This window comes from Streptomyces sp. CG4 (genome assembly GCF_041080655.1).
Classification (GTDB): Bacteria; Actinomycetota; Actinomycetes; order Streptomycetales; family Streptomycetaceae; genus Streptomyces.
This window is the reverse complement of sequence record NZ_CP163525.1, coordinates 6651458-6675312: the sequence shown is the minus strand read 5'-3', so window position 1 is coordinate 6675312 and position 23855 is coordinate 6651458. Positions and strand designations below refer to the sequence as shown.

General features: G+C 70.6%; 21 protein-coding genes and 1 pseudogene. 15 read left to right on the top strand and 7 right to left on the bottom strand.

What is annotated here, in order from left to right; all coding sequences use genetic code 11:
• Window positions 1–78: 78 nt before the first annotated feature.
• On the top strand, window positions 79–1350 hold the full coding sequence (fabF, locus tag AB5L52_RS30465) for a beta-ketoacyl-ACP synthase II (protein ID WP_351020690.1): 1272 nt from the start codon (window positions 79–81) through the stop codon (window positions 1348–1350).
• Between the two features lie 80 nt (window positions 1351–1430).
• Here fabF and AB5L52_RS30460 read toward each other — a convergent pair whose 3' ends face one another.
• Window positions 1431–1925 carry a DUF3145 domain-containing protein gene (locus tag AB5L52_RS30460; RefSeq protein ID WP_351020688.1) on the bottom strand — a complete coding sequence of 165 codons (495 nt, stop codon included), beginning with the start codon at window positions 1923–1925 and terminating at the stop codon, window positions 1431–1433.
• A gap of 265 nt (window positions 1926–2190) precedes the next feature.
• On the opposite strand from AB5L52_RS30460, the gene AB5L52_RS30455 reads away from it, so the two are divergent.
• Both AB5L52_RS30455 and AB5L52_RS30450 read left to right on the top strand, forming a co-directional pair.
• Window positions 2191–3087 carry an SGNH/GDSL hydrolase family protein gene (locus tag AB5L52_RS30455; RefSeq protein WP_369367237.1) on the top strand — a complete coding sequence of 299 codons (897 nt, stop codon included), beginning with the start codon at window positions 2191–2193 and terminating at the stop codon, window positions 3085–3087.
• Between the two features lie 26 nt (window positions 3088–3113).
• Complete coding sequence (locus AB5L52_RS30450; RefSeq protein WP_369367236.1) at window positions 3114–4088, top strand: aldose epimerase family protein; 975 nt, start codon at window positions 3114–3116, stop codon at window positions 4086–4088.
• On the opposite strand, the gene AB5L52_RS30445 is transcribed toward AB5L52_RS30450, so the two are convergent.
• The 4 genes and pseudogenes from AB5L52_RS30445 to AB5L52_RS30430 form a co-directional block, all read right to left on the bottom strand.
• The gene (locus AB5L52_RS30445; RefSeq protein ID WP_369367235.1) at window positions 4085–4447 is read right to left on the bottom strand and encodes a hypothetical protein; all 363 of its coding nucleotides are present in this window, start codon (window positions 4445–4447) and stop codon (window positions 4085–4087) included. The genes AB5L52_RS30450 and AB5L52_RS30445 overlap by 4 nt on opposite strands.
• Window positions 4448–5190: 743 nt before the next feature.
• Window positions 5191–5631 (bottom strand): annotated as a pseudogene (locus AB5L52_RS30440) (fibronectin type III-like domain-contianing protein); the annotation flags it as partial.
• Between the two features lie 76 nt (window positions 5632–5707).
• Window positions 5708–6499 (bottom strand): EI24 domain-containing protein, encoded by a 792-nt coding sequence (locus tag AB5L52_RS30435; protein WP_369367234.1) that lies wholly within the window; start codon window positions 6497–6499, stop codon window positions 5708–5710.
• A 20-nt stretch (window positions 6500–6519) separates the two neighbouring features.
• Window positions 6520–6957, bottom strand: a complete 438-nt coding sequence (locus tag AB5L52_RS30430) for a MarR family transcriptional regulator (protein ID WP_351565874.1) — start codon at window positions 6955–6957, stop codon at window positions 6520–6522.
• Between the two features lie 141 nt (window positions 6958–7098).
• On the opposite strand from AB5L52_RS30430, the gene AB5L52_RS30425 reads away from it, so the two are divergent.
• Window positions 7099–8127 (top strand): NADP-dependent oxidoreductase, encoded by a 1029-nt coding sequence (locus AB5L52_RS30425; protein WP_369367233.1) that lies wholly within the window; start codon window positions 7099–7101, stop codon window positions 8125–8127.
• A 107-nt stretch (window positions 8128–8234) separates the two neighbouring features.
• Entirely contained in the window at window positions 8235–8654 is a 420-nt protein-coding gene (locus AB5L52_RS30420; protein ID WP_369367232.1) for an organic hydroperoxide resistance protein, read from the top strand.
• A gap of 177 nt (window positions 8655–8831) precedes the next feature.
• Here the strand turns inward: AB5L52_RS30420 and AB5L52_RS30415 are convergent, their stop codons facing one another.
• Window positions 8832–9986, bottom strand: coding sequence for a serine hydrolase domain-containing protein (locus AB5L52_RS30415; RefSeq protein WP_351565868.1), 1155 nt, complete (start codon window positions 9984–9986; stop codon window positions 8832–8834).
• A 188-nt stretch (window positions 9987–10174) separates the two neighbouring features.
• Window positions 10175–11146 (bottom strand): hypothetical protein, encoded by a 972-nt coding sequence (locus AB5L52_RS30410; protein ID WP_351020670.1) that lies wholly within the window; start codon window positions 11144–11146, stop codon window positions 10175–10177.
• A 201-nt stretch (window positions 11147–11347) separates the two neighbouring features.
• On the opposite strand from AB5L52_RS30410, the gene AB5L52_RS30405 reads away from it, so the two are divergent.
• The 10 genes from AB5L52_RS30405 to AB5L52_RS30360 all read left to right on the top strand — a co-directional run bounded on the left by AB5L52_RS30405 (window position 11348) and on the right by AB5L52_RS30360 (window position 23783).
• On the top strand, window positions 11348–12511 hold the full coding sequence (locus AB5L52_RS30405; RefSeq protein ID WP_351020668.1) for a mandelate racemase/muconate lactonizing enzyme family protein: 1164 nt from the start codon (window positions 11348–11350) through the stop codon (window positions 12509–12511).
• Window positions 12508–13515, top strand: coding sequence for an alcohol dehydrogenase catalytic domain-containing protein (locus AB5L52_RS30400; protein ID WP_351020666.1), 1008 nt, complete (start codon window positions 12508–12510; stop codon window positions 13513–13515). The genes AB5L52_RS30405 and AB5L52_RS30400 overlap by 4 nt, the downstream gene beginning before the upstream one ends.
• Before the next feature lie 115 nt (window positions 13516–13630).
• Complete coding sequence (locus tag AB5L52_RS30395; protein ID WP_351020664.1) at window positions 13631–14608, top strand: hypothetical protein; 978 nt, start codon at window positions 13631–13633, stop codon at window positions 14606–14608.
• A gap of 143 nt (window positions 14609–14751) precedes the next feature.
• Complete coding sequence (gene chvE, locus AB5L52_RS30390) at window positions 14752–15861, top strand: multiple monosaccharide ABC transporter substrate-binding protein (RefSeq protein WP_351020662.1); 1110 nt, start codon at window positions 14752–14754, stop codon at window positions 15859–15861.
• A gap of 32 nt (window positions 15862–15893) precedes the next feature.
• Window positions 15894–17471, top strand: coding sequence for a multiple monosaccharide ABC transporter ATP-binding protein (gene mmsA, locus AB5L52_RS30385; protein WP_351020660.1), 1578 nt, complete (start codon window positions 15894–15896; stop codon window positions 17469–17471).
• On the top strand, window positions 17468–18712 hold the full coding sequence (mmsB, locus tag AB5L52_RS30380; RefSeq protein WP_351020658.1) for a multiple monosaccharide ABC transporter permease: 1245 nt from the start codon (window positions 17468–17470) through the stop codon (window positions 18710–18712). The genes mmsA and mmsB overlap by 4 nt, the downstream gene beginning before the upstream one ends.
• Before the next feature lie 25 nt (window positions 18713–18737).
• Entirely contained in the window at window positions 18738–19889 is a 1152-nt protein-coding gene (locus AB5L52_RS30375) for an aldose epimerase family protein (RefSeq protein ID WP_351020656.1), read from the top strand.
• A gap of 102 nt (window positions 19890–19991) precedes the next feature.
• Window positions 19992–21743: a histidinol-phosphate transaminase gene (locus AB5L52_RS30370; protein ID WP_369367231.1), complete on the top strand. Its 1752-nt coding sequence runs from the start codon at window positions 19992–19994 to the stop codon at window positions 21741–21743.
• Window positions 21744–21889: 146 nt separating this feature from the next.
• Window positions 21890–22093: a cold-shock protein gene (locus tag AB5L52_RS30365; RefSeq protein ID WP_055710303.1), complete on the top strand. Its 204-nt coding sequence runs from the start codon at window positions 21890–21892 to the stop codon at window positions 22091–22093.
• An 88-nt stretch (window positions 22094–22181) separates the two neighbouring features.
• Window positions 22182–23783, top strand: a complete 1602-nt coding sequence (locus AB5L52_RS30360; protein WP_369367230.1) for a DEAD/DEAH box helicase — start codon at window positions 22182–22184, stop codon at window positions 23781–23783.
• Window positions 23784–23855: the final 72 nt, after the last annotated feature.

The following is a 23855-nucleotide window of genomic DNA, read 5'->3' as shown; positions in this document are numbered from 1 at the left end:
CTTAGGTACCAGGCTGCAAGGCCCCGCCACCCGGCGGTGGCGCCGTAGAATCCCGTATCCGTTGGAGAAAGAATTCCCGTGAGCCCGACCAATCGCACCGTGGTCGTCACCGGTATCGGCGCAACCACACCGCTGGGTGGCGACGCAGCCTCGACCTGGGAGGCTCTTGTCGCCGGCAAGTCCGGTGTCAAGCCTCTGGAGCAGGACTGGGCGGCCGAGCAGGCCGTCAAGATCGCGGCCCCCATCGCCGTGGAGCCCACCGAGGTCATCCCGCGGCCGCAGGCGCGCAGGCTGGACCGTTCGGCGCAGTTCGCGCTGATCGCCGCTCAGGAGGCCTGGAAGGACGCGGGCTTCACCGACAAGGCCGGCGAGGACGCCAGCATCGACCCGGACCGGCTCGGCGCCGTCATCGCCTCCGGCATCGGCGGCGTGACGACTCTGCTCGACCAGTACGACGTGCTCAAGGAGAAGGGCGTCCGCCGCGTCTCCCCGCACACCGTCCCCATGCTGATGCCGAACGGCCCCTCGGCCAACGTGGGCCTGCTCGTGGGCGCCCGCGCGGGCGTGCACACGCCGGTCTCCGCGTGCGCCTCGGGCGCCGAGGCCATCGGCTACGCCATCGAGATGATCCGCACCGGCCGCGCCGACGTCGTCGTCGCCGGCGGTACGGAGGCCGCCATCCACCCGCTGCCGATCGCCGCGTTCGGCAACATGATGGCGATGTCCAAGAACAACGAGAACCCGCAGGGTGCCTCGCGTCCCTACGACGTCGACCGCGACGGCTTCGTCCTCGGCGAGGGCGCGGGCGTGATCGTCCTGGAGTCCGCCGAGCACGCGGCCAAGCGCGGTGCCCGGGTGTACGCCGAGGCCGTCGGACAGGGCGTCTCCGCCGACAGCCACGACATCGTGCAGCCGGAGCCCGAGGGCCGCGGCATCTCGCACGCGCTGCAGAACCTGCTGGACAGCACCGACCTGGACCCGGCCGAGATCGTGCACGTCAACGCGCACGCCACCTCGACGCCGGCCGGTGACATCGCCGAGCTGAAGGCGCTGCGGAAGGTCTTCGGCGACGACGCGGACCACATGGCGGTCTCCGCGACCAAGTCGATGACCGGTCATCTGCTCGGTGGCGCCGGCGGTGTGGAGTCGGTCGCGACGGTGCTCGCGCTGTACAACCGGGTGGCGCCGCCGACCATCAACGTCGAGAACCTCGACCCCGAGGCGGAGGCCGCCGCCGACGTCGTCCGGGGCGAGGCCCGCAAGCTGCCCGTCGAGGGCCGTATCGCCGCGCTGAACGACTCGTTCGGCTTCGGCGGGCACAACGTCGTCCTGGCGTTCAGGACCGTCTGAGAACGTGCATGAGGGCCCCTGCCGACCGGCGGGGGCCCTCTTCTCATACCCGGATACGCGAGATTCCCGGCTGCGGAAGCTCACACCACCTGGTGCAGCCAGCGGACCGGTGCGCCCTCGCCCGCGTATCTGAACGGCTCCAACTCGTCGTCCCACGGCTTGCCCAGGAGCTTGGCGATCTCCGCTTCCAGGTCGGTCTCGTCCCGCTGGGACCGCGTGAGCGCCGCGCGGAGGCGGTCCTCGGGGATGAGGATGTCGCCGTGGATGCCGGTGACGGCGTGGAAGATGCCGAGGTCGGGGGTGCAGCTGTAGCGCTCGCCCTCGGCGGTCGGGCAGGGCTCGGCGGTGACCTCGAAGCGCAGGAGATGCCAACCGCGCAGCGCGGAGGCCAGCTTGGAGGCCGTACCGACCTGGCCCTGCCAGGAGAACTCCGAGCGCCAGGTGCCGGGGGCCGCGGGCTGCCGGATCCAGTCGAGGCTGACGCGCGTGCCGAGCACCCCGGCGACGGCCCACTCGACGTGCGGGCACAGCGCGCGCGGCGCGGAGTGCACGTACAGAACTCCACGTGTCGTCACCGGAACCTCCGGGCAGAGCGGGACATCTTGCGGACTGGCTGGCGGCTGTGGCGCGACGGCCGCGTTGATGGCGAGGCTACCCTGCGGCGGTGCAAGGAGTGTGACGTACCGTCCGTCCCGCTGCCAGGAAACCTTCGCCATTCACCCAGGGGGACGCTTGTACGGGGGTGGTCCGTTCCAAGGCGGCCGGTCGGGAACTCTCGCACGTTGTTATGGGAGGAAGCACCCGGAACACCGGATTCGACGACGAGGGGATCAGCAGGGGATGCGGAAGCGAAGCAGCCGTGGGCGGGCCGCTCTCGGCGTCGTGACGGCCGCCGCCGTGCTGGGCGTGGCCGGCTGCGACGCCGGGGGCGGGAATTCACCCGCGCCCAAGGGCGCCAAGGATCGTGCCTCCAGACCCGCGCCCCTGTGGAACCGCAGCCCGGCCTCGATCGCCGCCGTCGGCGACTCCATCACCCGCGGCTTCGACGCGTGCACGGTGCTGTCGGACTGCCCCGAGGTGTCGTGGGCGACGGGCAGCGACGCGAAGGTCGACAGCCTGGCGGTGCGGCTGCTCGGGGTCGCGGGCGCGGCGGAGCGCAGCTGGAACTACGCGGAGACCGGCGCCCGGGTGGCGGACCTGCCGGAGCAGATGTCCCAGGCTGCGGCGCGCGACCCCGAGTTGGTGACGGTGATGGTGGGCGCGAACGACGCCTGCCGGTCCTCGGCGCGGGCGATGACCTCGGTGAGCGAGTTCCGGGCGGACTTCGAGGAGGCACTGCGTACGCTGCGTACGGCCCGGCCGAAGGCGCAGGTGTACGTGGCGAGCGTGCCGAACCTGAAGCGGCTGTGGTCCGAGGGGCGGACCAATCCGCTGGGCAAGCAGGTGTGGAAGCTCGGCATCTGCCCGTCGATGCTGTCCGACGCGGACGACCTGACCGGCGCGGCCGTGCTGCGCCGGGACCAGGTCCAGCAGCGGGTGGTGGAGTACAACAAGGTGCTGAAGGCGGTCTGCGCCAAGGACCGCCGCTGCCGTTTCGACGGGGGCGCGGTCTACGACTACCGCTTCGGTGCGGACCAGCTGAGCCACTGGGACTGGTTCCATCCCAGCAAGGACGGCCAGGCCCGGCTCGCAGCCATCGCGTACCGGACGATCACCGCGACCAATCCGGCTGCGTAGGACACCGATCACCTACTGTTTTACACATGAGCGAACTTTTCGGCACACTTTCCGACGGCACCGAGGTCCATCGCTGGACGCTGGAACGCGCCGGGACGCGGGTGGAGGTGCTGACGTACGGCGGGATCGTGCGGTCGGTGCGGGTGCCGGACCGGGAGGGCCGGACGGCCGAGGTGGTGCTGGGCTTCGCCGGCCTGGACGGCTATCTCGCACACCCGGAGCCGTACTTCGGCGCCCTGGTCGGCCGGTACGCCAACCGGATCGCGCACGCCCGCTTCCCGCTGGACGGCGCGGTCTACGCCCTGGAGCCGAACAGCGGCCCGCACTCCCTGCACGGCGGCGGGCGCGGTTTCGACAAGCGGGTGTGGGCGGCCCGGCCCGCCGGGCAGCACGGGGTGCGGCTGCACCGGGTGAGCCCGCACGGGGAGGAGGGCTTCCCGGGCCGGGTCGAGGTGTCGGCGACGTACTCGCTGGACCCGTCCGGCGCGCTGCGGATCGCCTACGAGGCGGTCACGGACGCGCCGACGGTGCTCAACCTCACCAACCACAGCTACTTCAACCTGGCCGGCTCGGGCCATGCGGGCGGGCACGAACTGCGGCTCGCCGCCTCCCGTTTCACCCCGGTCGACGCGGACCTGATGCCGACGGGCGTACTGGAGGACGTGAGCGGCTCCCGCTTCGACTTCCGCACCTCCCGCAAGATCGGTGCGGCCTACGACCACAACTTCGTCCTGGACAAGGGCGTGACCGCCACCCCGCAGCAGGCCGCCGAGCTGCACGACCCGGCCTCCGGCCGCACCCTGACGATCGCGACGACCGAACCGGGCCTCCAGCTGTACACCGCCGACCACCTGCAGGAACCCTTCGCCCCCGGCGACGGCGTCGCCCTGGAGACCCAGCACTTCCCGGATTCCCCGAACCGGCCGGACTTCCCCGGGACGGAGCTGAGGCCGGGTCAGGTCTTCCGCTCGGAGACGGTGTACGGGTTCGGGGTCCGTTAGACGGTCTCGCCGCGCATCCGTTTGGCCGCCCTGCCCAGCAAGGACATCGCGCCGCCGCAGATCAGCAGGGTCACGACTCCGCCCACGACCGGTCCGACGGCGTGGCCCTTGATGCCCTCGCCGGTCACGGTCGTGGCCAGCACGAAGATGATCGAGTACAGACTCCGCCCGACCTTCGCGCCGGCCGGAATCACCTGGAGCAGCTGCGGAATGGTGGTCGCGGCGGCCAGCGCCATCCCGAAGGGCAAGGCCGCGGCGGTCATCAGCGCACCGAAGCCGAAGGAGTTGCCGTACGCGCCCCAGCCGGCGCCCTTGTAGAGCAGATAGCCGGTGGCGGCGAGGGACAGCAGGACCAGCACGCCGTTGAGATAGGCGGCCTGCGTGGCGGCCTTGCGGGCGCCCGGCCGGGGAGCGCCAGGCGTCCGCCGTGATGAGCCGCAGCTGCTTCTTGAGGCCCCGCATCTGCAGCAGCGAGAAGACGCCGAAGGCCAGCAGGCCCAGTCCGGCGAGTGCCGCGACGAATCCGAGGGGCTTCTGCGTGAGGCCGTAGTGGACGCCGCCGAAGGTGAGCGGGATGCCGAGGACCATGCCGTAGGCCATGGGCTTGGACTTGGCCTGGATCCTCAGCACCAGATCGCGCTGGTCCGGCGTGAGGTTGGGATCCAGCCGCATCCTGCCCTCGCCGACGTGCTGGGCGGGCGGCGGCGCGGACTGCTGCGGAGGATAAGGCTGTTGAGGCGCGTACGGCTGCTGGGGGTACCCCTGCGGCGGATACGGTTGCTGTTGCGGATACGGCTGCTGAGGGGCGTAGGGCTGCTGCGGAGCATACGGCTGCGGCTGCTGCCCGTACGGTCCCACGGGCGGCTGCTGGGCCCCGTAAGGACCCGGCTGTTGCGGCCCGTAAGGACCTGGCTGCCCTGGCTGCGGTGGCCCGTAGGGACCCGGCTGTTGCGGCTGGCCTGGATACACGCAGTCTCTCCCCCGTACCCGGTCTCTCCGGTACTCGCGGGCCGGGAGTCTGCCATACCTGCTGGGCGGCCATGAGCCCCGGTCCAGGGGTCAGGTCCCGGACCGGGGCTGCTCGTGGGGGACTTGTCCCGGATCAGACGTTAATAGGCGCGGTGAGCCTGCGGTCCGCGATCGAGCGTCCGGCGGCGATCTCGTACGAACCCTTCACAACTGCCCACGCCTTCGCCTTCTCGTCCCAGATCTCGAAGGCGCGGCGCGGCAGGGCGACGGTCACCTCGACGCTCTCGCCGGGCGCGGCCTCGGCGGAGGCGAAGCCGGCCAGCAGCCGGGCCGGGCGCTCGGGGTCGGGCTCGGCCGGGGCGACGTAGACCTGGACGACCTCGCGGCCCGGCCGCGCGCCGGTGTTGCGGAGCAGGATCCGCGCCGTGGTGCCGTCGGCCTCCAGGGACTCGTAGGTCCAGTCGGCGTAGCCGAGGCCATGACCGAACGGGTACGCGGGGGTGCGGCCGGCCCGCTCCCAGGCACGGTAACCGATGAACACGCCCTCGGAGTACGGCAGTTCACCATCGGTGGGCCACGCTCACGGCCTCGATGCCGTCACGGCGGGCAACGTGTCTGAGCCGCCCCGGCGGGTGGGCGCCCCGGCGTCGCTACTCCGGCGCGGTGCAGGCGAGGTCGGGCGCCGAGTCGTCCCCGGCGCCCTCCCCCAGCAGCTCGCGCGTCAGCAGTGTCGCGCCTGCGACCGCGCCCGGCATCAGGAACACCGCGACGAACGGGATCAGGAAGGCCAGGGCGAGAGGTGTGCCGAAGCCCCAGATCAGGGGCTTGCGGGAGCGGAGGAGGGTGAGGCGGGGGCGGAGTGCGACACCGCGGCGCTGGAGGGCGACGGCGGTCAGTTCCTCGGCGAGGAAGAAGCCGGTGACGAAGAAGCCGAGCACGGGGACGAAGGTCTGGCCGACGAAGGGAAGGAAGCCGAGGGCGAAGAGCAGGACGCCCCACAGCGTGGCCCGCACCAGCACGCGCAGGCTGTCCCGGGCCGAGATCCACAGCTCGCGCCAGAGCGGCGACGAGGACTGCGGGGCGGTGCCGTCCGGCGAGACGTCGGCGTCGACCTTCTCCGACAGGTTCTCGTAGAAGGGCTGGCCGACCAGCAGCGTGACCGCCGTGAAGGTCAGCACGGACAGCAGCAGGCCCAGGGCGAACAGGACGGCCGTGAGGAACCCGCGGAACAGGCCCTGCCAGGGGCTGGACCAGCTGTCGGCGAACGGCGTCGCCCAGGTGACCGCGTCCTCGCCCCACACGGCGAGCGAGACCAGCGCCGCCGCGTAGAGGACGAGGGTGATCAGTCCGGGCAGCAGCCCGAAGCCGTACTGCCGGCCGTGCCGGGCCATCCAGCGCTGGCCCTCCAGCAGACAACGGAATCCCACCCCAAGATCGCGCATGGGGAAAACTTTACCGACCCTCAGCCGGCCAGCATGCGGCGCAGCAGATCACGCAGGGAGCCGCGCTCCTCCGCCGACAGCCCGGCGAGGGGTTCGCGGGCGAAATGGAGGCCTTCGCGCAGGTCACGGGCGACGCTCAGGCCCTCCTCGGTGGCGGCGGCCACCTTCACCCGGCGGTCCGCCGGGTCGGGGCGCCGCTCGACCAGCCCCCGGGACTCCAGGCGGTCCACTATCCCCGTGACGTTCGACGGCTCGCACTTCAGCTTCTGCGCGAGCTTCCGCATGGGCAGCGGCTCCACCGAGAGCAGGCTGAGCAGCCGGGCCTGCGGTCCGGTGAGCGCGTGCTGGCCCGCCGCCTCCTCGTAGTCCGCGTAGAAGCGGGCCACGACGTCTCCGATGAGTTCGACGACCTCCATGGTGAGGGCGTCGGGGCGGTGGGTCTTCGGTGGTGTGGCCATACCCGCCAGGATACCCGCTTACTTGACATCATGAAATATTGAAGCGCATGGTTGTTTCAGGTTCTGAAGTAATCAGGTTCTGAAGCGATCCGAAGCAAGAAGCGATCCGAAGCAATCCGAAGCAACAGGAAAGGCGCTGCCATGATCAACCGCGAGTGGCACCTGCTCAGCCGTCCCGTCGGCTGGCCCAAGCCCGAGGACTTCGCCCTCGTCGAGACCCCAGTCCCGACCCCGGGCGAGGGCCAGGTGCTGGTACGGAACAAGTACCTCTCCGTCGACCCGTACATGCGCGGCCGGATGAGCGCCGCGAAGTCGTACGCCGCCCCCTTCGAACTGGGCAAGGTCATGCAGGGCGGCGCGGTCGGCGAGGTGATCGAGTCCCACGCCGAGGGCATCGAGGTCGGCGACCACATCCTGCACTTCTTCGGCTGGCGCGAGTACGCGGCCGTGGACGCGAAGAACGCCGTCAAGGTGGGCCCGACGTCCGTACCGGCCGTGAAGGTCGAGATGCAGGACGTGCCGCTGTCGGCGTACCTCGGCGTCCTCGGCATGACCGGCCTGACCGCCTACGCCGGCCTGCTGCGCACCGCCTCCTTCAAGGAGGGCGACATCGTGTTCGTCTCCGGCGCCGCGGGTGCCGTGGGCAGCGAGGTCGGCCAGCTCGCCAAGCTCCTGGGCGCCTCGCGGGTCATCGGCTCGGCCGGCTCCGACGAGAAGGTCAAGCTGCTGGTCGAGGAGTACGGCTTCGACGCCGCGTTCAACTACAAGAACGGCCCGGTGAGCGAGCAGCTGCGCGCGGCCGCCCCCGACGGCATCGACGTCTACTTCGACAACGTCGGCGGGGACCACCTGGAGGCGGCCATCGGCTCCCTCAACCAGGGCGGCCGCATCGCCGTCTGCGGCATGATCTCGGTCTACAACGACACCGAGCCCGCGCCGGGACCGAGGAACCTCGCCCGGCTCATCGCGACCCGGGGCCGTATCGAGGGCTTCCTGGTCGGCGACCACTACGACCTGCAGCCGGAGTTCGTCCAGAAGGTCGCGCCGTGGGTCGCCTCGGGCGAGCTGAAGTACCGCGAGACCGTCGTCGAGGGCATCGAGAACAACCTGGAGGCGTTCCTCGGGGTCCTGCGCGGCGACAACATCGGGAAGATGATCGTCAAGCTCTGAGGCCCCGGCCGGCCTTCCCCGCCCTTTCCGGCATGCGGTAACTTCTTTCCGAATTCCGTCGTCGATCGTGGGCGCGAGTCGCGGCGGACCGAGGAGGAAGAAACCGCATGCCCATCACGCAGTCCGATGTCCTGTACACCGCCGTCGCCACCGCCGAGAACGGCCGTGCCGGCCGGGTCGCCACGGATGACGGCAAACTCGACGTCGTCGTCAACCCGCCGAAGGAGATGGGCGGCAGCGGGGCCGGGACCAACCCGGAGCAGCTGTTCGCCGCGGGGTACTCCGCCTGCTTCCAGGGGGCGCTCGGAGTCGTCGCCCGGCAGGAGGGGGCCGACGTCTCCGGCTCCACCGTCACCGCGAAGGTCGGTATCGGCAAGAACGACGACGGGTTCGGGATCATCGTGGAGATCTCGGCGAGCATTCCGAACGTATCCGCCGAGGTCGCTCGGGGTCTGATCGAGAAGGCGCACCAGGTGTGCCCGTACTCGAAGGCGACGCGTGGAAACATCAGCGTGACGCTGGTCTGACAAGCGTCGTTTCAGACAGCGGAGGCCGCACCCTTGGACGTGGGGTGCGGTCTCTCTTTTGGCGGGGGGCGTGTGCCGGGTGCGGTGCGTCTTCGGGTGCGGGTTGTGGTGGGTTGCTCGCGCAATTCCCCGCGTCCCTTCAGGTTGGACCGCTGCCCCCTTCCCGAGAAGCGAGCGTCAGATGCGCCCGATCGCCGCTCGGTGCAGCACGCTCACGAAAGCGTCGTTCTCCGGTGCCGCTCCGCCCGGAAACGCCATCCGGCGGCGGGTGTAGCCGTAGGCCAGGCCGCTGCGAGGGTCGGCGAAGGCCTGGGTGCCGCCCGCGCCGCTGTGGCCGAAGGCGCCGGCGCCCAGGTTCGGGTGCCACATGTCCGCGGTCGCCTGGAAGCCCAGGCCGTACGACTTGTGGGCGCGGGCCACCAGGTCGTAGCCCACGGAGTGGATCTGGCCCACCTCGGCCACCGTGTCCGGCTTCAGCAGGGGCGGCCGCTCGTCCAGCTGGCTGATCGCCGCCGCGTACATCGTCGCGAGCCCCCGGGCGGAGGCGACGCCGCCCGCGGAGGCCGGTCCCTTGGCCCGTACGACGCGGGAGTTGACGTAGTCGGCCAGCGTGCCCGGCTCCGGCACGTGCGTGTTGAAGGCGATCGAGGTCAGGGTGTGCGGGCCGGCCGGCTGGGCGGCCAGCAGGGCCTGCTGCTCGGGGGTCGGGAGCATCGGCTGGACCGAGCGGAAGCGGGGCTCCTCGGACTCGGGCAGCCCGAGGAAGAAGTCCGTGCCGTACGGCGCGCGCACCCGCTCCTCGTACACCTCCTGCAGGGTGTGGCCCGTGGCCCGGCGGACCACCTCGCCGGTGAGCGCGCCGATGACCAGCGCGTGGTAGCCGAAGGCCGTGCCCGGACGCCAGAACGGCTTCTGGTCGGCGAGGCGTTCGGCCATCGCGCGGTCGTCGGCCATCTCCTCGGCGGAGAACCCGACGTCGATCCCGACCAGGCCCGCCCGGTGCGCCAGCAGCTCCCGGAGGGTCACCGCGCCCTTGCCCTCGGCGCCGAACTCGGGCCAGTAGTAGGTGACTTTGCGGTCCAGCTCCAGCGTGCCGTCCTGCACCAGGAGCGCGACCACCAGATGCGCGGCACCCTTGGTGGACGAGAACACGCCGTACAGCGCGTCCGCCTCCGTGCCCGCCCACAGGTCGACGACGCGCCGCCCGCGCACATAGGCACACAACTGGCCCTCGTAGTCGTCGCGTTCCCCGGCCACGAAGGCGGCGAACTCCTCGCGCACCGGCTCGAAGCCCTCGGCGACCGTGCCGTGGACGGTGATCTGCTGCGTCATCCGCTCTCCTCAACCTGAGCCGCTCTCGCTGCTCCCCCTCAGTACAACGCCCGTTCCCGCTCCGGACGTTCCCGAGACCGGTACGGCGCGATGTACCTGTTCGACTCAACCGCCGCGAGCGCCTCGGGATGTCGTCGCTGCCCCGGATGGCGGATGGCGCGGGGTGGCGCGCGGGCGCGCGCCGAGGCTCAGGTGCACCACCAGAGGAAGCGGGTGCAGGTCTTGCTCGGCGAGGGGGCCGGGGTCGGAGCCGATGTCGTCGGGGCGCTGGACGGGGTGGGGGCCGGGCGGGGCGTGGCCGGGGGCGCCGGGGCCCTGGAGGTGGTGTCGGAGCCCGTCGTGGCGGACTGCCGGACCGTGCCGGAGTCCTTGGCGCCGGGCGACTTGGAGTGCTTGCCCTTCGGGGACTTGCCGGCGGAGGCCGAGGCGTCCGGGGAGGCGGCGGCGCCCCGGCTCGCGGAGGTGTCGGAGACCGGGTCGGCGGTGGCGCCGGGCGACGCGGAGGACGTGCCGCCGTCGGCCGCGGTGCGCCCCGCCGCGTCCGGCTGGCCGCTGGAGAAGGGCGAGAAGGGCGCGTCCGTGCCGAGTTCGGCGAGGCTGAGGCCGCTCGCGGCCAGCACGAAGCCCGCAGTGATCACGACGGTACGGCGGCGTCGGCGCCGGTGCGCGGCGGCTTTGCGGTCGCGACGGCTGGCGTCGGCGTCGGCGGGGCCCACGGCGACGGAGCCGCGCCCCCTGCGCCGGGCCGCCCGGCCACCCGCCTCGGGGTCGGCCACGGACTCGGCCACGGATTCCGGGGCGTCGCGCGGCTCCGGTTCCTCTTCCTCTTCCGCCTCCATGGACCCGGCCGCCGCGTACTGCCCCTCCGCGGCCCCAGCCGGCGCGTACTGCTCTTCCGTGGCCCCAGCCGGCGCGTACCGCTCCTCCGTGGTCTCCGTCGGCGCGTACTGCTGGGGAATGCGGTACCCGTGGGCGTCGTAGTGCTGCTGCTCGTACCCGTGCGGTGTGTGCGCCTGAGGGGCGCTGTGACCCGGTGCCTCACCCGTGCCCGCGTATGCGTGCGCGACCGGTGCCTCCGCGGCGGAGTGTGCCGGTGTTCCGCACCCGGGGCAGGCCAGGGCGCCGTTGAGGTGCCGTTGGCACGGGTGGCAATAGTCCATGACGCCGGAAGACTAGATTCCCCATGCGTCAGGTTCCTAGGTACGTCTGTGAAGGTTTGGTAGAGCAGCGAAATAATTGCCGAAAGGCGTGTCGAAACCGTTACCTGTTCGACCCATTGACACTCCCACCACCCCGTCCTTACTGTCACGCCAGCATTTCGAACGTGTGACGAAATCTCGAACAGCTGAGAGGCAACTGCCGTGCGCATCACCGGAATCAGCACACACGTGGTCGGCACGCCGTGGCGCAACCTGACCTACGTCCAGGTGCACACCGACGAGGGGATCACGGGAGTCGGCGAGACCCGGATGCTCGGTCACACCGACGCGCTGATCGGCTATCTGCGGGAGGCCCAGGCCAATCACATTCTCGGCTCGGATCCGTTCGCGGTCGAGGATCTCGTCCGCCGGATGAAGTACGGCGACTACGGCCGGGCCGGTGAGATCGTCATGTCCGGCATCGCGGTCGTCGAGATGGCCTGCTGGGACATCAAGGGCAAGGCGCTGGGCGTGCCGGTGTGGCAGTTGCTCGGCGGCAAGGTGACGGACAAGGTCAAGGCGTACGCCAACGGGTGGTACACGACCGAGCGAACGCCGGAGGCCTATCACAAGGCCGCCCAGGGGGTGGTGGAGCGCGGATACCGGGCGCTGAAGATCGACCCGTTCGGCACCGGGCACTTCGAACTCGACCACCGGGAGACCCTGTACGCCGTCTCGCTCATCGAGGCCGTACGGGACGCGATCGGCCCGGACGCCGAGCTGATGCTGGAGATGCACGGCCGCTTCTCCCCCGCCACCGCCGTCCGGCTGGCCCGGGAGCTGGCGCCGTACCGGCCGGCCTGGCTGGAGGAGCCGGTCCCGCCGGAGAACCTGAAGGCACTGGAGAAGGTGGCCGCCAAGGTGGACATCCCGGTGGCCACCGGTGAGCGGATCCACGACCGGATCGAGTTCCGCGAGCTGTTCGACAGCCAGGCCGTGGACATCCTGCAGCCCGACGTCGGGCACGTCGGCGGCATCTGGGAGACCCGGAAGCTCGCCGCCACCGCCGAGACGCACTACATGCTGGTCGCCCCGCACAACGTCGGCGGCCCCGTGCTCACCGCCGCCTCCCTCCAAGTCGGCTTCACCACGCCGAACTTCAAGGTCCTGGAGCACTTCAACGACTTCGCGGACGCGGAGATCAAGAAGGTGGTGAAGGGCGCGCCGCAGGTCGATCCGGCGGACGGGTGCTTTCATCTGTCCGACGCGCCCGGTCTCGGGGTCGAGCTGGACGTCGACGCGGCCGCCGAGTTCCCGCAGCAGCAGGCCCGGTTCGACCTGTGGGCCGAGGGCTGGGAGCAGCGCAAGCCGAAGGGGACCAAGTGAGCGCCGCCGCCGTCGTCGTCGAGGCCCCGGGCCGGCACCGGCTCGCCGAGCACACGCCCCGCGAACCCGGTCCGGGCGAGGCGCTGGTGACCGTGCACGCGGTCGGCATCTGCGGCAGCGACCGCGAGGTGTACCAGGGCAACCGGCCCGAGGGGTACGTCCGTTACCCGCTGACCCCGGGCCACGAGTGGTCGGGAACGGTCGCGCGGGTGGGCCCGGGTGTCCCGGCGTCGCTCGCCGGCCGGAAGGTGGTCGGTGAGGGCTTCCGCAACTGCCAGGTGTGCGACCGCTGTCACGCGGGCGAGACCACACTGTGCACGGCCGGGTACGAGGAGACCGGGTTCACCCAGCCGGGCGCCATGGCCGCCACGCTGACCCTGCCGGCCCGGCTGCTGCACGTCCTGCCGGACGACGCCGACCTCACCGCCGCCGCACTGCTGGAGCCGGCCGCCTGTATCGCGGCGGCCGCGCTCAAGGCGAACGCCCGGCCGGGCGAGCGGGTCGCGGTGGTCGGCACGGGCACGCTCGGGATGTTCGCCGTGCAGTTCCTGAAGGCGATCTCGCCGGCGGAACTGCTCGTCGTGGGTACCCGGGGCGACCGGGCGGCGCTCTCCCGGCAGTTCGGGGCGAGCGACTTCCGGCTCAAGGACCAGACCCTCCCGGACGACTTCGACGTCGTGATCGAGACCGCCGGGTCCGCGTCGGCCGCGCGCACCGCCGCCTCCCTGCTCAGGCGCGGCGGACGCCTGGTCCTCACCGGTCTCCCGGCGCCGGGCGCGGCCGGGCTCGACCCGACCGATCTCGTCGTACGCCAGCTGGAGGTGCACACCGTCTTCGGGGCGCCGCCGGCCGCCTGGGCACACACCGTGCGGGTGTTCGGCGCCGGGCTGCTGGACCCGCTGCCGCTGGTCACGCACGAGCTGCCGCTGACCGAGTTCCCGCAGGCCATCGAGCTGGTGGGGGCCGGTGATCCGAAGGTGGGCAAGGTGCTGCTCCGCCCCTAGAGACGTACGCCGGTCGGGGCGTGACCTGACGGCGCCCTGCCCGGCGTACCTCCAGCACTTTTCCTTACCCAGAGCCGCGAACCTTGTCCGAAATACCGAACACGAAGGACAGCTTGTGACCGACGCTTCCGCTCCGGCAGCCCGCAGGCCCGGCGAGCAGGCGCTCGCCGCTCTCGGCCTGGCCGCGCCCGCCCTCGACCCCTCCGACGCCTCCCCCCACGGCTTCCCGGGCGGCGGCCGCTGGCGCACCGAGATCCCCTCGTGCGAGGGCCCCGAAGCGCTGGCGGTCGTCCTGAAGGAGGCCTCGCGCCTCGATGTGCCGATCCACCGGATCAGCCAGGGCAGCGGGGTGTGGATGCTCACCGACGCCGAGATCACCGAGATGGTCGAGGCGACCGGCGAACGGGACATCGAGCTCTGTCTGTTCACCGGTCCGCGCGGCACCTGGGACATCGGCGGTTCGGTGCGCTCCGACTCGCGGGGGGCCGGACTGCGCGCACGGGGCCACGACGCCGTCGCCGGCTGCGTCGAAGACGCCGTACGGGCCACCGAGTTGGGCGTCAGGTGTCTGCTGGTCGCCGACGAGGGCGTGTTGTGGACGCTGCACCGGGCGCGGGAGAGCGGCATCATCCCGGCCGGCACCACGCTGAAGGTCTCGGCGCTCGTCGGCCCCGTCAACCCGGCCTCGTACGCCGTCTTCGAGCGGCTCGGCGCCGACTCGGTCAATGTGCCCAGCGATCTGACGCTGGATCACCTCACCGAGATCCGCCGGGTGTCGGCGGCTCCCATGGACATGTACATCGAAGCCCCCGACGACCTCGGCGGCTATGTGCGCATGTACGAGGTCGCCGAGCTGATCCGGCGCGGCGCCCCGCTGTATCTGAAGTTCGGCCTGTCCAAGGCGCCCGGCATCTACCCGTGGGGCACCCATCTGCGGGACGTGACCCTGGACACCGCCCGGGAGCGGGTGCGGCGCGGCCGGCTCGCCCTGGACCTGCTCGCCCGGCACGGCGCGGACGGCGACATGGCGCCGCTCGGCTCGCGGCTGCCGGGGTCTTTGAACCGGTTCCCCGCCGAACGCTCTGCTGGCTGACCGATGGGGACTGCGGGCCGTCCGTGGCTGGTCGCGCCCGCGCGGCGGAGCCGCACATGTCCCCGCCCCGCGCCCCTTCAGGGCGCTTCCACCGACCTCCGCTTGAAACATCTCAACGCCGAGACGACCAAGGACAGATCATCATGCGCAACCGCAGAACGGCCCTCGCCGCGATAGCCGGAGCCGCCTCGCTCGCCCTCACCCTGACCGCCTGCGGTCAGAGCGGCTCGGGCGGCAGCAAGGAGAAGGCCGGCGACGTCAAGGGCGCCACCATCGGCATCGCGATGCCGACCAAGTCCTCCGAGCGCTGGATCAACGACGGCAACAACGTCGTCAAGGACCTCCAGGCGAAGGGCTACAAGACCAAGCTGGTCTACGGTGAGGACGACCCGAGCACCCAGGTCTCGCAGATCGAGAACCTGATCACCCAGGGCGTCAAGGGCCTGATCGTCGCGGCCATCGACAACAAGTCCCTGAACAACGTGCTCCAGGAGGCCCACCAGGCCAACATCCCGGTCATCGCCTACGACCGGCTGATCCTCGGCACCAAGAACGTCGACTACTACGCCTCGTTCGACAACGAGAAGGTCGGCACCCTCCAGGGCACGTACATCGTGCACAAGCTCGGTCTGGACAGCGGCAAGAAGGGTCCGTTCAACATCGAGCTGTTCGCCGGGTCGAACGACGACAACAACACCCAGTACTTCTTCGACGGCGCCATGAAGGTGCTCCAGCCGTACATCGACAAGAAGCAGCTGGTGGTCAAGTCCGGGCAGACCAAGCTCAACCAGGTCACCACCCTGCGCTGGGACGGCACCACCGCCCAGCACCGCATGGAGGACATCCTCACCTCCGCCTACAAGAGCGGCCGGGTCGACGCGGTGCTCTCGCCGTACGACGGCATCTCCATCGGCATCCTGTCCGCGCTGAAGTCGGACGGCTACGGCTCGGGCAGCAACCCGCTGCCGGTCATCACCGGCCAGGACGCCGAGCTCGCCTCGGTGAAGTCGATCATCGCCGGGCAGCAGACGCAGACCGTCTACAAGGACACCCGGCAGCTCGCCAAGGTCGCCTCGACCATGGTCGACGACTCCCTCCACAACAAGACGCCGCAGGTCAACGACACCAAGACCTACACCAACGGCGCCAAGGTCGTCCCGGCCTATCTGCTCCAGCCGGTGAGCGTGGACAAGACCAACTACGAGGACGTCCTGGTCAAGGGCGGTTACTACACCGAGTCCGAGCTCAAGTAAGCGCCCACACCTACGGATTGGAAGGCACGACCATGGCGGGACCCGTCCTGGAAATGCGCTCGATCGTCAAGACCTTTCCCGGTGTCAAAGCGCTGTCGGACGTCACACTGACCGTCCGCCAGGGCGAGGTCCACGCCATCTGCGGGGAGAACGGCGCCGGAAAGTCCACGCTGATGAAGGTGCTCTCCGGCGTCCATCCGCACGGCACCTACGAGGGCGAGATCCTCTTCGAGGGAGAGGTCTGCCATTTCAAGGACATCCGGGCGAGCGAGCAGCGCGGCATCGTCATCATCCACCAGGAGCTGGCGCTGGTGCCGTTCCTCTCCCTCGCGGAGAACATCTTCCTCGGCAACGAACACGCCACGCGCGGCTTCATCAACTGGAACGACACCCTCAGGCACGGCACCGAACTGCTGCGCCGGGTCGGCCTCGACGAGCACCCGGAGACCCGCGTCGCCGACATCGGCGTGGGCAAGCAGCAGCTCGTGGAGATCGCCAAAGCCCTGTCGAAGAAGGTGAAGCTGCTCATCCTCGACGAGCCGACGGCGGCCCTGAACGACGAGGACAGCGGCAAACTCCTCGATCTGATCCTGGAGCTGAAGAACCAGGGCATCACCTCGATCATCATCTCCCACAAACTGGGCGAGATCCGCAAGGTCGCCGACTCGGTGACGATCATCCGCGACGGGAAGTCGATCGAGACGCTCGACGTGAAGGCGCCGGAGACGACCGAGGACCGGATCATCAGCGGCATGGTGGGCCGCGACCTCGACCACCGTTTCCCCGAGCGCACCCCGCACGAGCCGGAGGCGGGCGCGGCCGCCGCGCTGGAGATCCGCAACTGGACCGTCCATCACCCCATCGACCAGCAGCGCAAGGTCGTGGACGATGTGTCGATCAGCGTCCGCCGGGGCGAGATCGTCGGCATCGCGGGCCTGATGGGCGCCGGCCGCACCGAACTCGCGATGAGCGTCTTCGGCCGCACCTACGGCAAGTACGGGGGCGGCACGGTCCTCAAGGACGGCACGGAGATCCGTACGAAGTCCGTCGCGGAGGCGGTGGAGCACGGCATCGCGTACGTCACCGAGGACCGCAAGCACTACGGCCTGAACCTCATCGACACCATCAACCGGAACATCTCGCTGACCGCGCTGAAGAAGGTCGCGAGGCGGGGCGTGGTGGACGAGCAGGCGGAGCGGCAGGTCTCCGAGGGCTTCCGCACGTCGATGAACATCAAGGCGCCGACGGTCTTCGAGCCGGTGGGCAAGCTGTCCGGCGGCAACCAGCAGAAGGTCGTCCTCAGCAAGTGGATCTTCGCGGGTCCGGACGTGCTGATCCTGGACGAGCCCACGCGCGGCATCGACGTGGGCGCCAAGTACGAGATCTACACGGTCATCGACCAGCTGGCCGCCCAGGGCAAGGCGGTCGTCTTCATCTCCTCCGAGCTGCCGGAGCTGCTCGGCATGTGCGACCGCATCTACACGATGGCCGCCGGGCGGCTGACCGGTGAGGTGTCGCGGGCGGAGGCCACGCAGGAAGTGCTGATGCGCCACATGACGAAGGACAAGGCGCCGGCGGACAACGCAAAGGACGAAGAGGTAACGCGATGAGCACGGACGTCACCGACAAGAGCCCGGCGGCCGCGCCCCCGGGCAAGGGCGGATCGGCCGCCGGGGAGGGCCTGTTGCACCTGGTGCTCGGCGGCCTGCGCCGCAACATGCGCCAGTACGGCATGCTGATCGCGCTCGGGCTGATCGTCGTCCTCTTCCAGTTCTGGACCGGCGGCGATCTGCTGCTGCCGCGCAACGTCTCCAACCTGGTGCTGCAGAACAGCTACATCCTGATCCTCGCGATCGGCATGATGCTGGTGATCATCGCCGGGCACATCGACCTGTCGGTCGGCTCGATCACGGCGTTCGTGGGCGCCTTCGCGGCCGTGCTCACGGTGCAGCACGGCGTGGCGTGGCCCGTCGCCGTGGTGCTGTGCCTGCTGGTGGGCGCGGTGGCGGGCGCCGTGCAGGGCTTCCTGATCGCGTATCTCGGCATACCGTCGTTCATCGTCACCCTGGCGGGCATGCTGCTCTTCCGCGGCCTGACCGAGATCCTACTCAAGGGGCAGACCCTCGGCCCGTTCCCGAACGGCCTGCAGAAGCTGGGCAACGGCTTCCTGCCCGAGGTCGGGCCGAACACCAACTACCACAACCTCACCCTGCTCCTCGGCATCGTGCTGATCGCCGCCGTGGTGTGGCAGGAGGTGCGCGACCGGCGCCGCCAGCGGGAGTTCTCCCTCGACGTGGTGCCCGTGAAGCTGTTCCTGCTCAAGCTCGTCGCCCTGGTCGCCGCGATCCTCGTCCTCACGATGCTGCTGGCCAGCTACGACGGCGCACCGATCGTCCTGATCATCCTCGGCGTGCTGGTGTACGGCTACGGCTACGTCATGCGCAACTCGGTCTTCGGCCGCCACATCTACGCCATCGGCGGCAATCTGCCGGCCGCCAAGCTGTCCGGCGTCAAGGACCGGCGCATCACCTTCCAGGTGTTCCTGAACATGGGCGTGCTCGCGGCCCTGGCGGGTCTGGTGGTCGCCGCCCGTCTGAACGCGGCCTCGCCGAAGGCGGGCGACGGATTCGAGCTGGAGGCCATCGCCTCCTCGTTCATCGGCGGCGCCTCCATGAGCGGCGGTGTCGGCACCGTCCTCGGCGCCATCATCGGCGGTCTCGTCCTCGGCGTGCTGAACAACGGCATGAACCTCCTCAGCGTCGGCACCGACTGGCAGCAGGTCATCAAGGGCCTCGCCCTGCTGGCCGCGGTCGGCTTCGACGTGTGGAACAAGCGCAAGTCCGGTTCGTGAGGGTCCAGACAAGGGAGCCGTACGCATGGAACTGAACAGACGCACAGTCATCGCGGGAGCCGCGGCGGCGGGCCTGGCCGCCACCGCCCTCGGCACAGCCCCCGCCCAGGCCTCCCCGGGCGGGAAGCCGGTGAAGGAGTACTTCGGCACACTCGCCGACGGCACGAAGGTCCACCGCTGGTCGCTGGAGAACGGCGGCACGCGGATGAAGGTCCTCTCCTACGGCGGCATCATCCAGTCCCTGGAGGTCCCGGACCGGCACGGCCGCCACGCGAACGTCTCGCTGGGCTACGACAACCTCGCCGCGTATGTCGCCGGGACCACCTTCTTCGGCGCCACCATCGGCCGCTACGGCAACCGCATCGCCAAGGGGCGGTTCACCCTCGACGGCAAGAAGTACCAGCTGTCCGTCAACGACGGCGTGAACAGCCTGCACGGCGGCAAGCAGGGCTTCAACACCAAGGTGTGGGACATCGAGCCGTTCACCGTCGGCTCCGACGTCGGACTGCACCTGCACTACACCAGCGTCGACGGCGAGATGGGCTACCCCGGCACGCTGCGGACGAAGGTGACCTTCACCCTCACCCGGCACGGCGACTGGCGCATCGACTACGAGGCCACCACCGACAAGCCGACCGTCGTCAACCTCACCAACCACACGTACTACAACCTCGCGGGCGAGGGCAGCGGCAGCATCTACGACCACGAACTCTGGCTCGCCGCAGGCCGGTTCACCCCCACCGACTCGGGCCTGATACCCACGGGCGAGCGGGCGTTGGTCAAGGGCACCCCCTTCGACTTCACGCACCCCAAGCCGATCGGCCGGGACATCCGCACCGGCCATCCCCAGCTGGTCACCGCCAAGGGGTACGACCACAACTTCGTGCTGGACAAGGGCGTCACGGCCCGGCCCGAGCACGTGGCGACGCTGCGCGACCCCGGCTCCGGCCGCACCCTGAAGATCTTCACCGACCAGCCCGGTGTGCAGTTCTACTCGGGCAACTTCCTCGACGGCACCCTGGTCGGCCCCTCCGGCCGCACCTACCGGCAGGGCGACGGGCTGGCCCTGGAGACCCAGCACTTCCCGGACTCGCCGAACGAGCCGTCGTTCCCCTCGACCGTGCTGCGGCCGGGCCGGACCTACCGGACAACCACCATCCACCGGTTCTCCGCATGAAATGGCTCACACGGCCGGTGAGTTGAACGCCACTGCCGTCCCTTCCGTATCCAAGGGTGGCCCGTGCTCCCCCGCACGGGCCACCCCGAACGGAGGACCCCTTTGGCCGGCAACGTCACCTCGTTGTTCCGCGGCACCGACGCGCACAGCCCCTCGATGGCGGCGCTGGCGCGGGAGGGCGGCGACGGGACCGGCCCGGTGGACTTCTGCGTTCCGTGCAACCCCTACTTCCCCACCCCGGCCATGTACGACGAGCTGTCGGCCCGGCTGCGCGAGATCATCACCTACTACCCGAGCAGCGCCGACACCATCACCGCCGAGCTGTGCTCCCTGCTCCAGCTGCCGCCCCAGTGCGTGGCGATGGGCAACGGATCCACCGAACTGATCACCTGGATCGACCACCTGCTGGTCCGCGAGTCGCTGGCGATACCGGTCCCCACCTTCGGCCGCTGGACCGACCAGCCGATGGAGACGGGCAAGCGGGTCGACATGTTCCCGCTCCAGGAGGCGAGCGGATTCGCCCTGGACCTCGCCCAGTACGCCGAGTTCATCCGGCGGCGCGGCACCCGCGTGGCGGTGATCTGCAACCCGAACAACCCCGACGGCGGCTATCTGCGCAAGCAGTCGGTGGTGCAGTTCATGGACGCGATGGCGGACCTGGACCTGGTGATCGTGGACGAGTCCTTCCTGGAGTTCGCCGACGCCGAGGTCGACCCGAGCGTCGTCCAGGAGGCCGTGATCCGGCCGAACGTCGTCGTCCTGCGCAGCCTCGGCAAGAACTTCGGCCTGCACGGCATCCGCTTCGGCTACCTGGTGGCGAACCCGGCGCTGGCGGGCAGGGTCCGCGCGATGCTCCCGAAGTGGAACCTCAACTCCCTCGCCGAGTACGTGGTGTTCATGCTGAGGGAGCACGGCGCCGCGTACGCGCAGAGCCTGCAGCAGATCCGCCGCGACCGCCTGGAGATGACCAGCCACCTGTCCGCACTGCCGGGCCTGACCGTCTACCCCTCCCAGGGGAACTTCCTCTTCGTCCGGCTGCCCGTCGGGGCCGAGGGCACGGTGGTCCGGGACCGGATGCTCACCGAGCACCGGATCCTGGTCCGCGAGTGCGGCAACAAGATCGGTTCCTCCAGCCGCTTCCTGAGACTCGTGGTGCGCCCCCAGGTCGACGTGCGTCGCCTGGTGTCCGGCCTGGAGCAGGTGCTCTACGGGTCCAGGAGGGGAGCCGCCGTACCCGAGCTGAGCACCGGGACCAGCTACAGCTCGGGTACGGCGGCCGTGGACCGGCTGATGACCGAGACCAACGGAGGCGGTGTCCGGGGTCTGGCCGCACAGGCCCAGGCCATGGCCGCCGCTCCCGCTCCGGCCGCCGGCACCGGCATGCCGCTCCCCGCCGCCGTACCCCCGTCCGGCGCCGGGATGCCGATGTCGGCGGCAGCCCCCTTGCCCGCGGCGGCTCAGCCCTTCCCCGCGGCGCCCGAGCCGGTCCCCGCACCCCAGCCGGTGCCGGCGCCGGTCCCGGTACCGGCCCAGTCGCCCATGGCGCCCGTACCGCAGCCGGTGGCCCCGGTGCCGGCTCCTCAGCCGGTCCCGGTACCGGCGCCCGCTCCCCTGCCGCCCCCGGCGCCCCTGCCCGCACCGGCACCCCTGCCCGCGCCCGTACCGGTACCGGCCCCCGCGGCCGCGCTCGCCCCCACTCCCCCCGGTGTCCCGGCCCGCGGCGGCCTCACGGCGGCCCAGGTGCGCGGCATGACGGCCCCGGCTCCCGCCACAGGCCTGACCCCGGCCCCGGCCACCGGCTGGCCGAACGCCCAGAGCTGGCCGAACGCGGCGGGAATGGGGCAGACGGGCTAGCGCCGGACCTTGTGCTAAAGTTCCGGTGTTGCAGTTGTGGTACCCATGAACCTATGTGCGCCTGACGGGAATGTTTATCCATCAGGCGCATTAGTTGTTTTCCGGCATCTCCGGATGGGGCCTCTGCCTACAGATCGGAGAAGGTCATGGCACAGGGAACCGTGAAGTGGTTCAACTCTGAAAAGGGTTTCGGCTTCATCGCGCAGGACGGCGGCGGCCCCGACGTCTTCGCCCACTACTCGAACATCGCGACCCAGGGCTTCCGTGAGCTCCAGGAGGGCCAGCGGGTCTCCTTCGACGTCACGCAGGGCCAGAAGGGCCCGCAGGCGGAGAACATCCTCCCCGCCTGATCGCCGGACGCGTATTCCGCTCACCGGGGTCCGCACCATCAGGGTGCGGACCCCGGTTTGTGCTGTTTCCAGGAAGGCAGACAACCGCATGTCCCGCAGGCCCCAGAAGCCGAACCGGCGCGCCTCGTCGCCCCGACCGTCCGCGTCGTCGCCGAGGGAATTCCGGCTGCCGGAAAACACGACGCCCGCACTTCCCGCCGTCGAGGACTTCGCCGCTCTGGGCATGCCCGCGGGGCTGCTGAAGACTCTCGGCGCGCAGGGCGTGACCACCCCCTTCCCCATCCAGGCCGCCACGCTGCCCAACTCGCTCGCCGGCCGTGACCTGCTGGGACGGGGACGCACCGGCTCGGGCAAGACCCTCGCGTTCGGGCTGGCGCTGCTGGCCCGCACGGCCGGACTGCGCGCGGAGCCCAAGGCGCCGCTCGCCCTCGTGCTGGTGCCCACCCGGGAACTCGCCCAGCAGGTGGCGGACGCGCTGACCCCCTACGCGACGGCGGTGAACCTCCGGCTCGCCACCGTGGTCGGCGGGCTGTCCATCACCAGGCAGGCCGGTGCGCTCCGGCGCGGCGCCGAGGTGCTCGTGGCGACTCCGGGCAGGCTCAACGACCTCGTGGAGCGCGGGGACTGCGTGCTCGACCAGGTGCGCATCACGGTGCTGGACGAAGCCGACCAGATGACCGACATGGGTTTCCTGCCGCAGATCACCAGGCTGATCCAGCAGGTACGGCCCGACGGACAGCGCATGCTCTTCTCGGCCACCCTGGACCAGAACATCGACCGGCTGGTGCAGCGGTTCCTGACCGACCCCGTGGTGCACTCCGTGGACCCGTCCGCCGGCGCGGTGACGACCATGGAGCACCACGTGCTCCACGTCCAGGACGAGACCGACAAGAAGGCCGTCACCACGCGCATCGCGGCCCGTGACGGCAGGGTCATCCTCTTCCTCGACACCAAGAGGTCCGCCGACCGGCTCGCCAAGCGGCTGCTGGCCGTCGGTGTCCGCGCGGCGGCACTGCACGGCGGCCGCTCCCAGCCGCAGCGGAACCGCACCCTGGAACAGTTCAAGAACGGCCAGGTCACCGCCCTGGTGGCGACGAACGTCGCGGCCCGGGGCATACACGTCGACGACCTCGACCTCGTCGTGAACGTCGATCCCCCCACCGACCACAAGGACTACCTCCACCGGGGCGGCCGCACGGCTCGCGCCGGCGGCTCGGGCAGCGTGGTCACGCTGGTCCTGCCCGACCAGAAGCGGGACGTCACCCGGCTCATGTCGGATGCCGGCATCCGCCCCCGGACGGCACGCGTCACATCGGGCGACGCCCAGCTGGCCACCATCACCGGCGCCCGCGAGCCGTCCGGCGTGGCCGTCACCATCGAGGTCCCCCAGCCGGCGACACCGACGGCGTCCCGGCAGGAGCGGAAGACCGGCACCAAGCCCGGCAGGCGATCCGGCCGCCGGCGCCGCGGCGGCGGGGCCGAAGCCGCGACGGGCACCGCCACCAGGACGGGGAGCCGGGGCTCCGACCGCCGGGCCGCGGCCGGGGCGACGGCGGCTGCCGGCACCTCCGCGACCGGCGGGCGCGGTTCTGCCCGCCGGGCGGGATCCGGCGGGGCCACGGGCGGTGCCGGCGCAGCGGGCGGCCGCGGTTCCGACCGCCGGGGCGGCCGCCGCGGCGCTGCCAACTAGTACGCCACCGGCCAACCCGTCGACCGGTTCAGCAAGTTGACGCCCGGCTTCGGGGTGCTCGCGGAGCCTCCG

What these genes read in the sequence shown, in the direction of transcription:
- AB5L52_RS30455 (WP_369367237.1), top strand. Translation starts at nt 2,191, where the DNA reads ATGCGGAAGCGAAGCAGCCGTGGGCGGGCCGCTCTCGGCGTCGTGACG.
- AB5L52_RS30450 (WP_369367236.1), top strand. Translation starts at nt 3,114, where the DNA reads ATGAGCGAACTTTTCGGCACACTTTCCGACGGCACCGAGGTCCATCGC.
- AB5L52_RS30435 (WP_369367234.1), bottom strand. Translation starts at nt 6,499, where the DNA reads ATGCGCGATCTTGGGGTGGGATTCCGTTGTCTGCTGGAGGGCCAGCGC.
- AB5L52_RS30430 (WP_351565874.1), bottom strand. Translation starts at nt 6,957, where the DNA reads ATGGCCACACCACCGAAGACCCACCGCCCCGACGCCCTCACCATGGAG.
- AB5L52_RS30425 (WP_369367233.1), top strand. Translation starts at nt 7,099, where the DNA reads ATGATCAACCGCGAGTGGCACCTGCTCAGCCGTCCCGTCGGCTGGCCC.
- AB5L52_RS30420 (WP_369367232.1), top strand. Translation starts at nt 8,235, where the DNA reads ATGCCCATCACGCAGTCCGATGTCCTGTACACCGCCGTCGCCACCGCC.
- AB5L52_RS30415 (WP_351565868.1), bottom strand. Translation starts at nt 9,986, where the DNA reads ATGACGCAGCAGATCACCGTCCACGGCACGGTCGCCGAGGGCTTCGAG.
- AB5L52_RS30410 (WP_351020670.1), bottom strand. Translation starts at nt 11,146, where the DNA reads ATGGACTATTGCCACCCGTGCCAACGGCACCTCAACGGCGCCCTGGCC.
- chvE (WP_351020662.1), top strand. Translation starts at nt 14,752, where the DNA reads ATGCGCAACCGCAGAACGGCCCTCGCCGCGATAGCCGGAGCCGCCTCG.
- mmsA (WP_351020660.1), top strand. Translation starts at nt 15,894, where the DNA reads ATGGCGGGACCCGTCCTGGAAATGCGCTCGATCGTCAAGACCTTTCCC.
- mmsB (WP_351020658.1), top strand. Translation starts at nt 17,468, where the DNA reads ATGAGCACGGACGTCACCGACAAGAGCCCGGCGGCCGCGCCCCCGGGC.
- AB5L52_RS30375 (WP_351020656.1), top strand. Translation starts at nt 18,738, where the DNA reads ATGGAACTGAACAGACGCACAGTCATCGCGGGAGCCGCGGCGGCGGGC.
- AB5L52_RS30365 (WP_055710303.1), top strand. Translation starts at nt 21,890, where the DNA reads ATGGCACAGGGAACCGTGAAGTGGTTCAACTCTGAAAAGGGTTTCGGC.
- AB5L52_RS30360 (WP_369367230.1), top strand. Translation starts at nt 22,182, where the DNA reads ATGTCCCGCAGGCCCCAGAAGCCGAACCGGCGCGCCTCGTCGCCCCGA.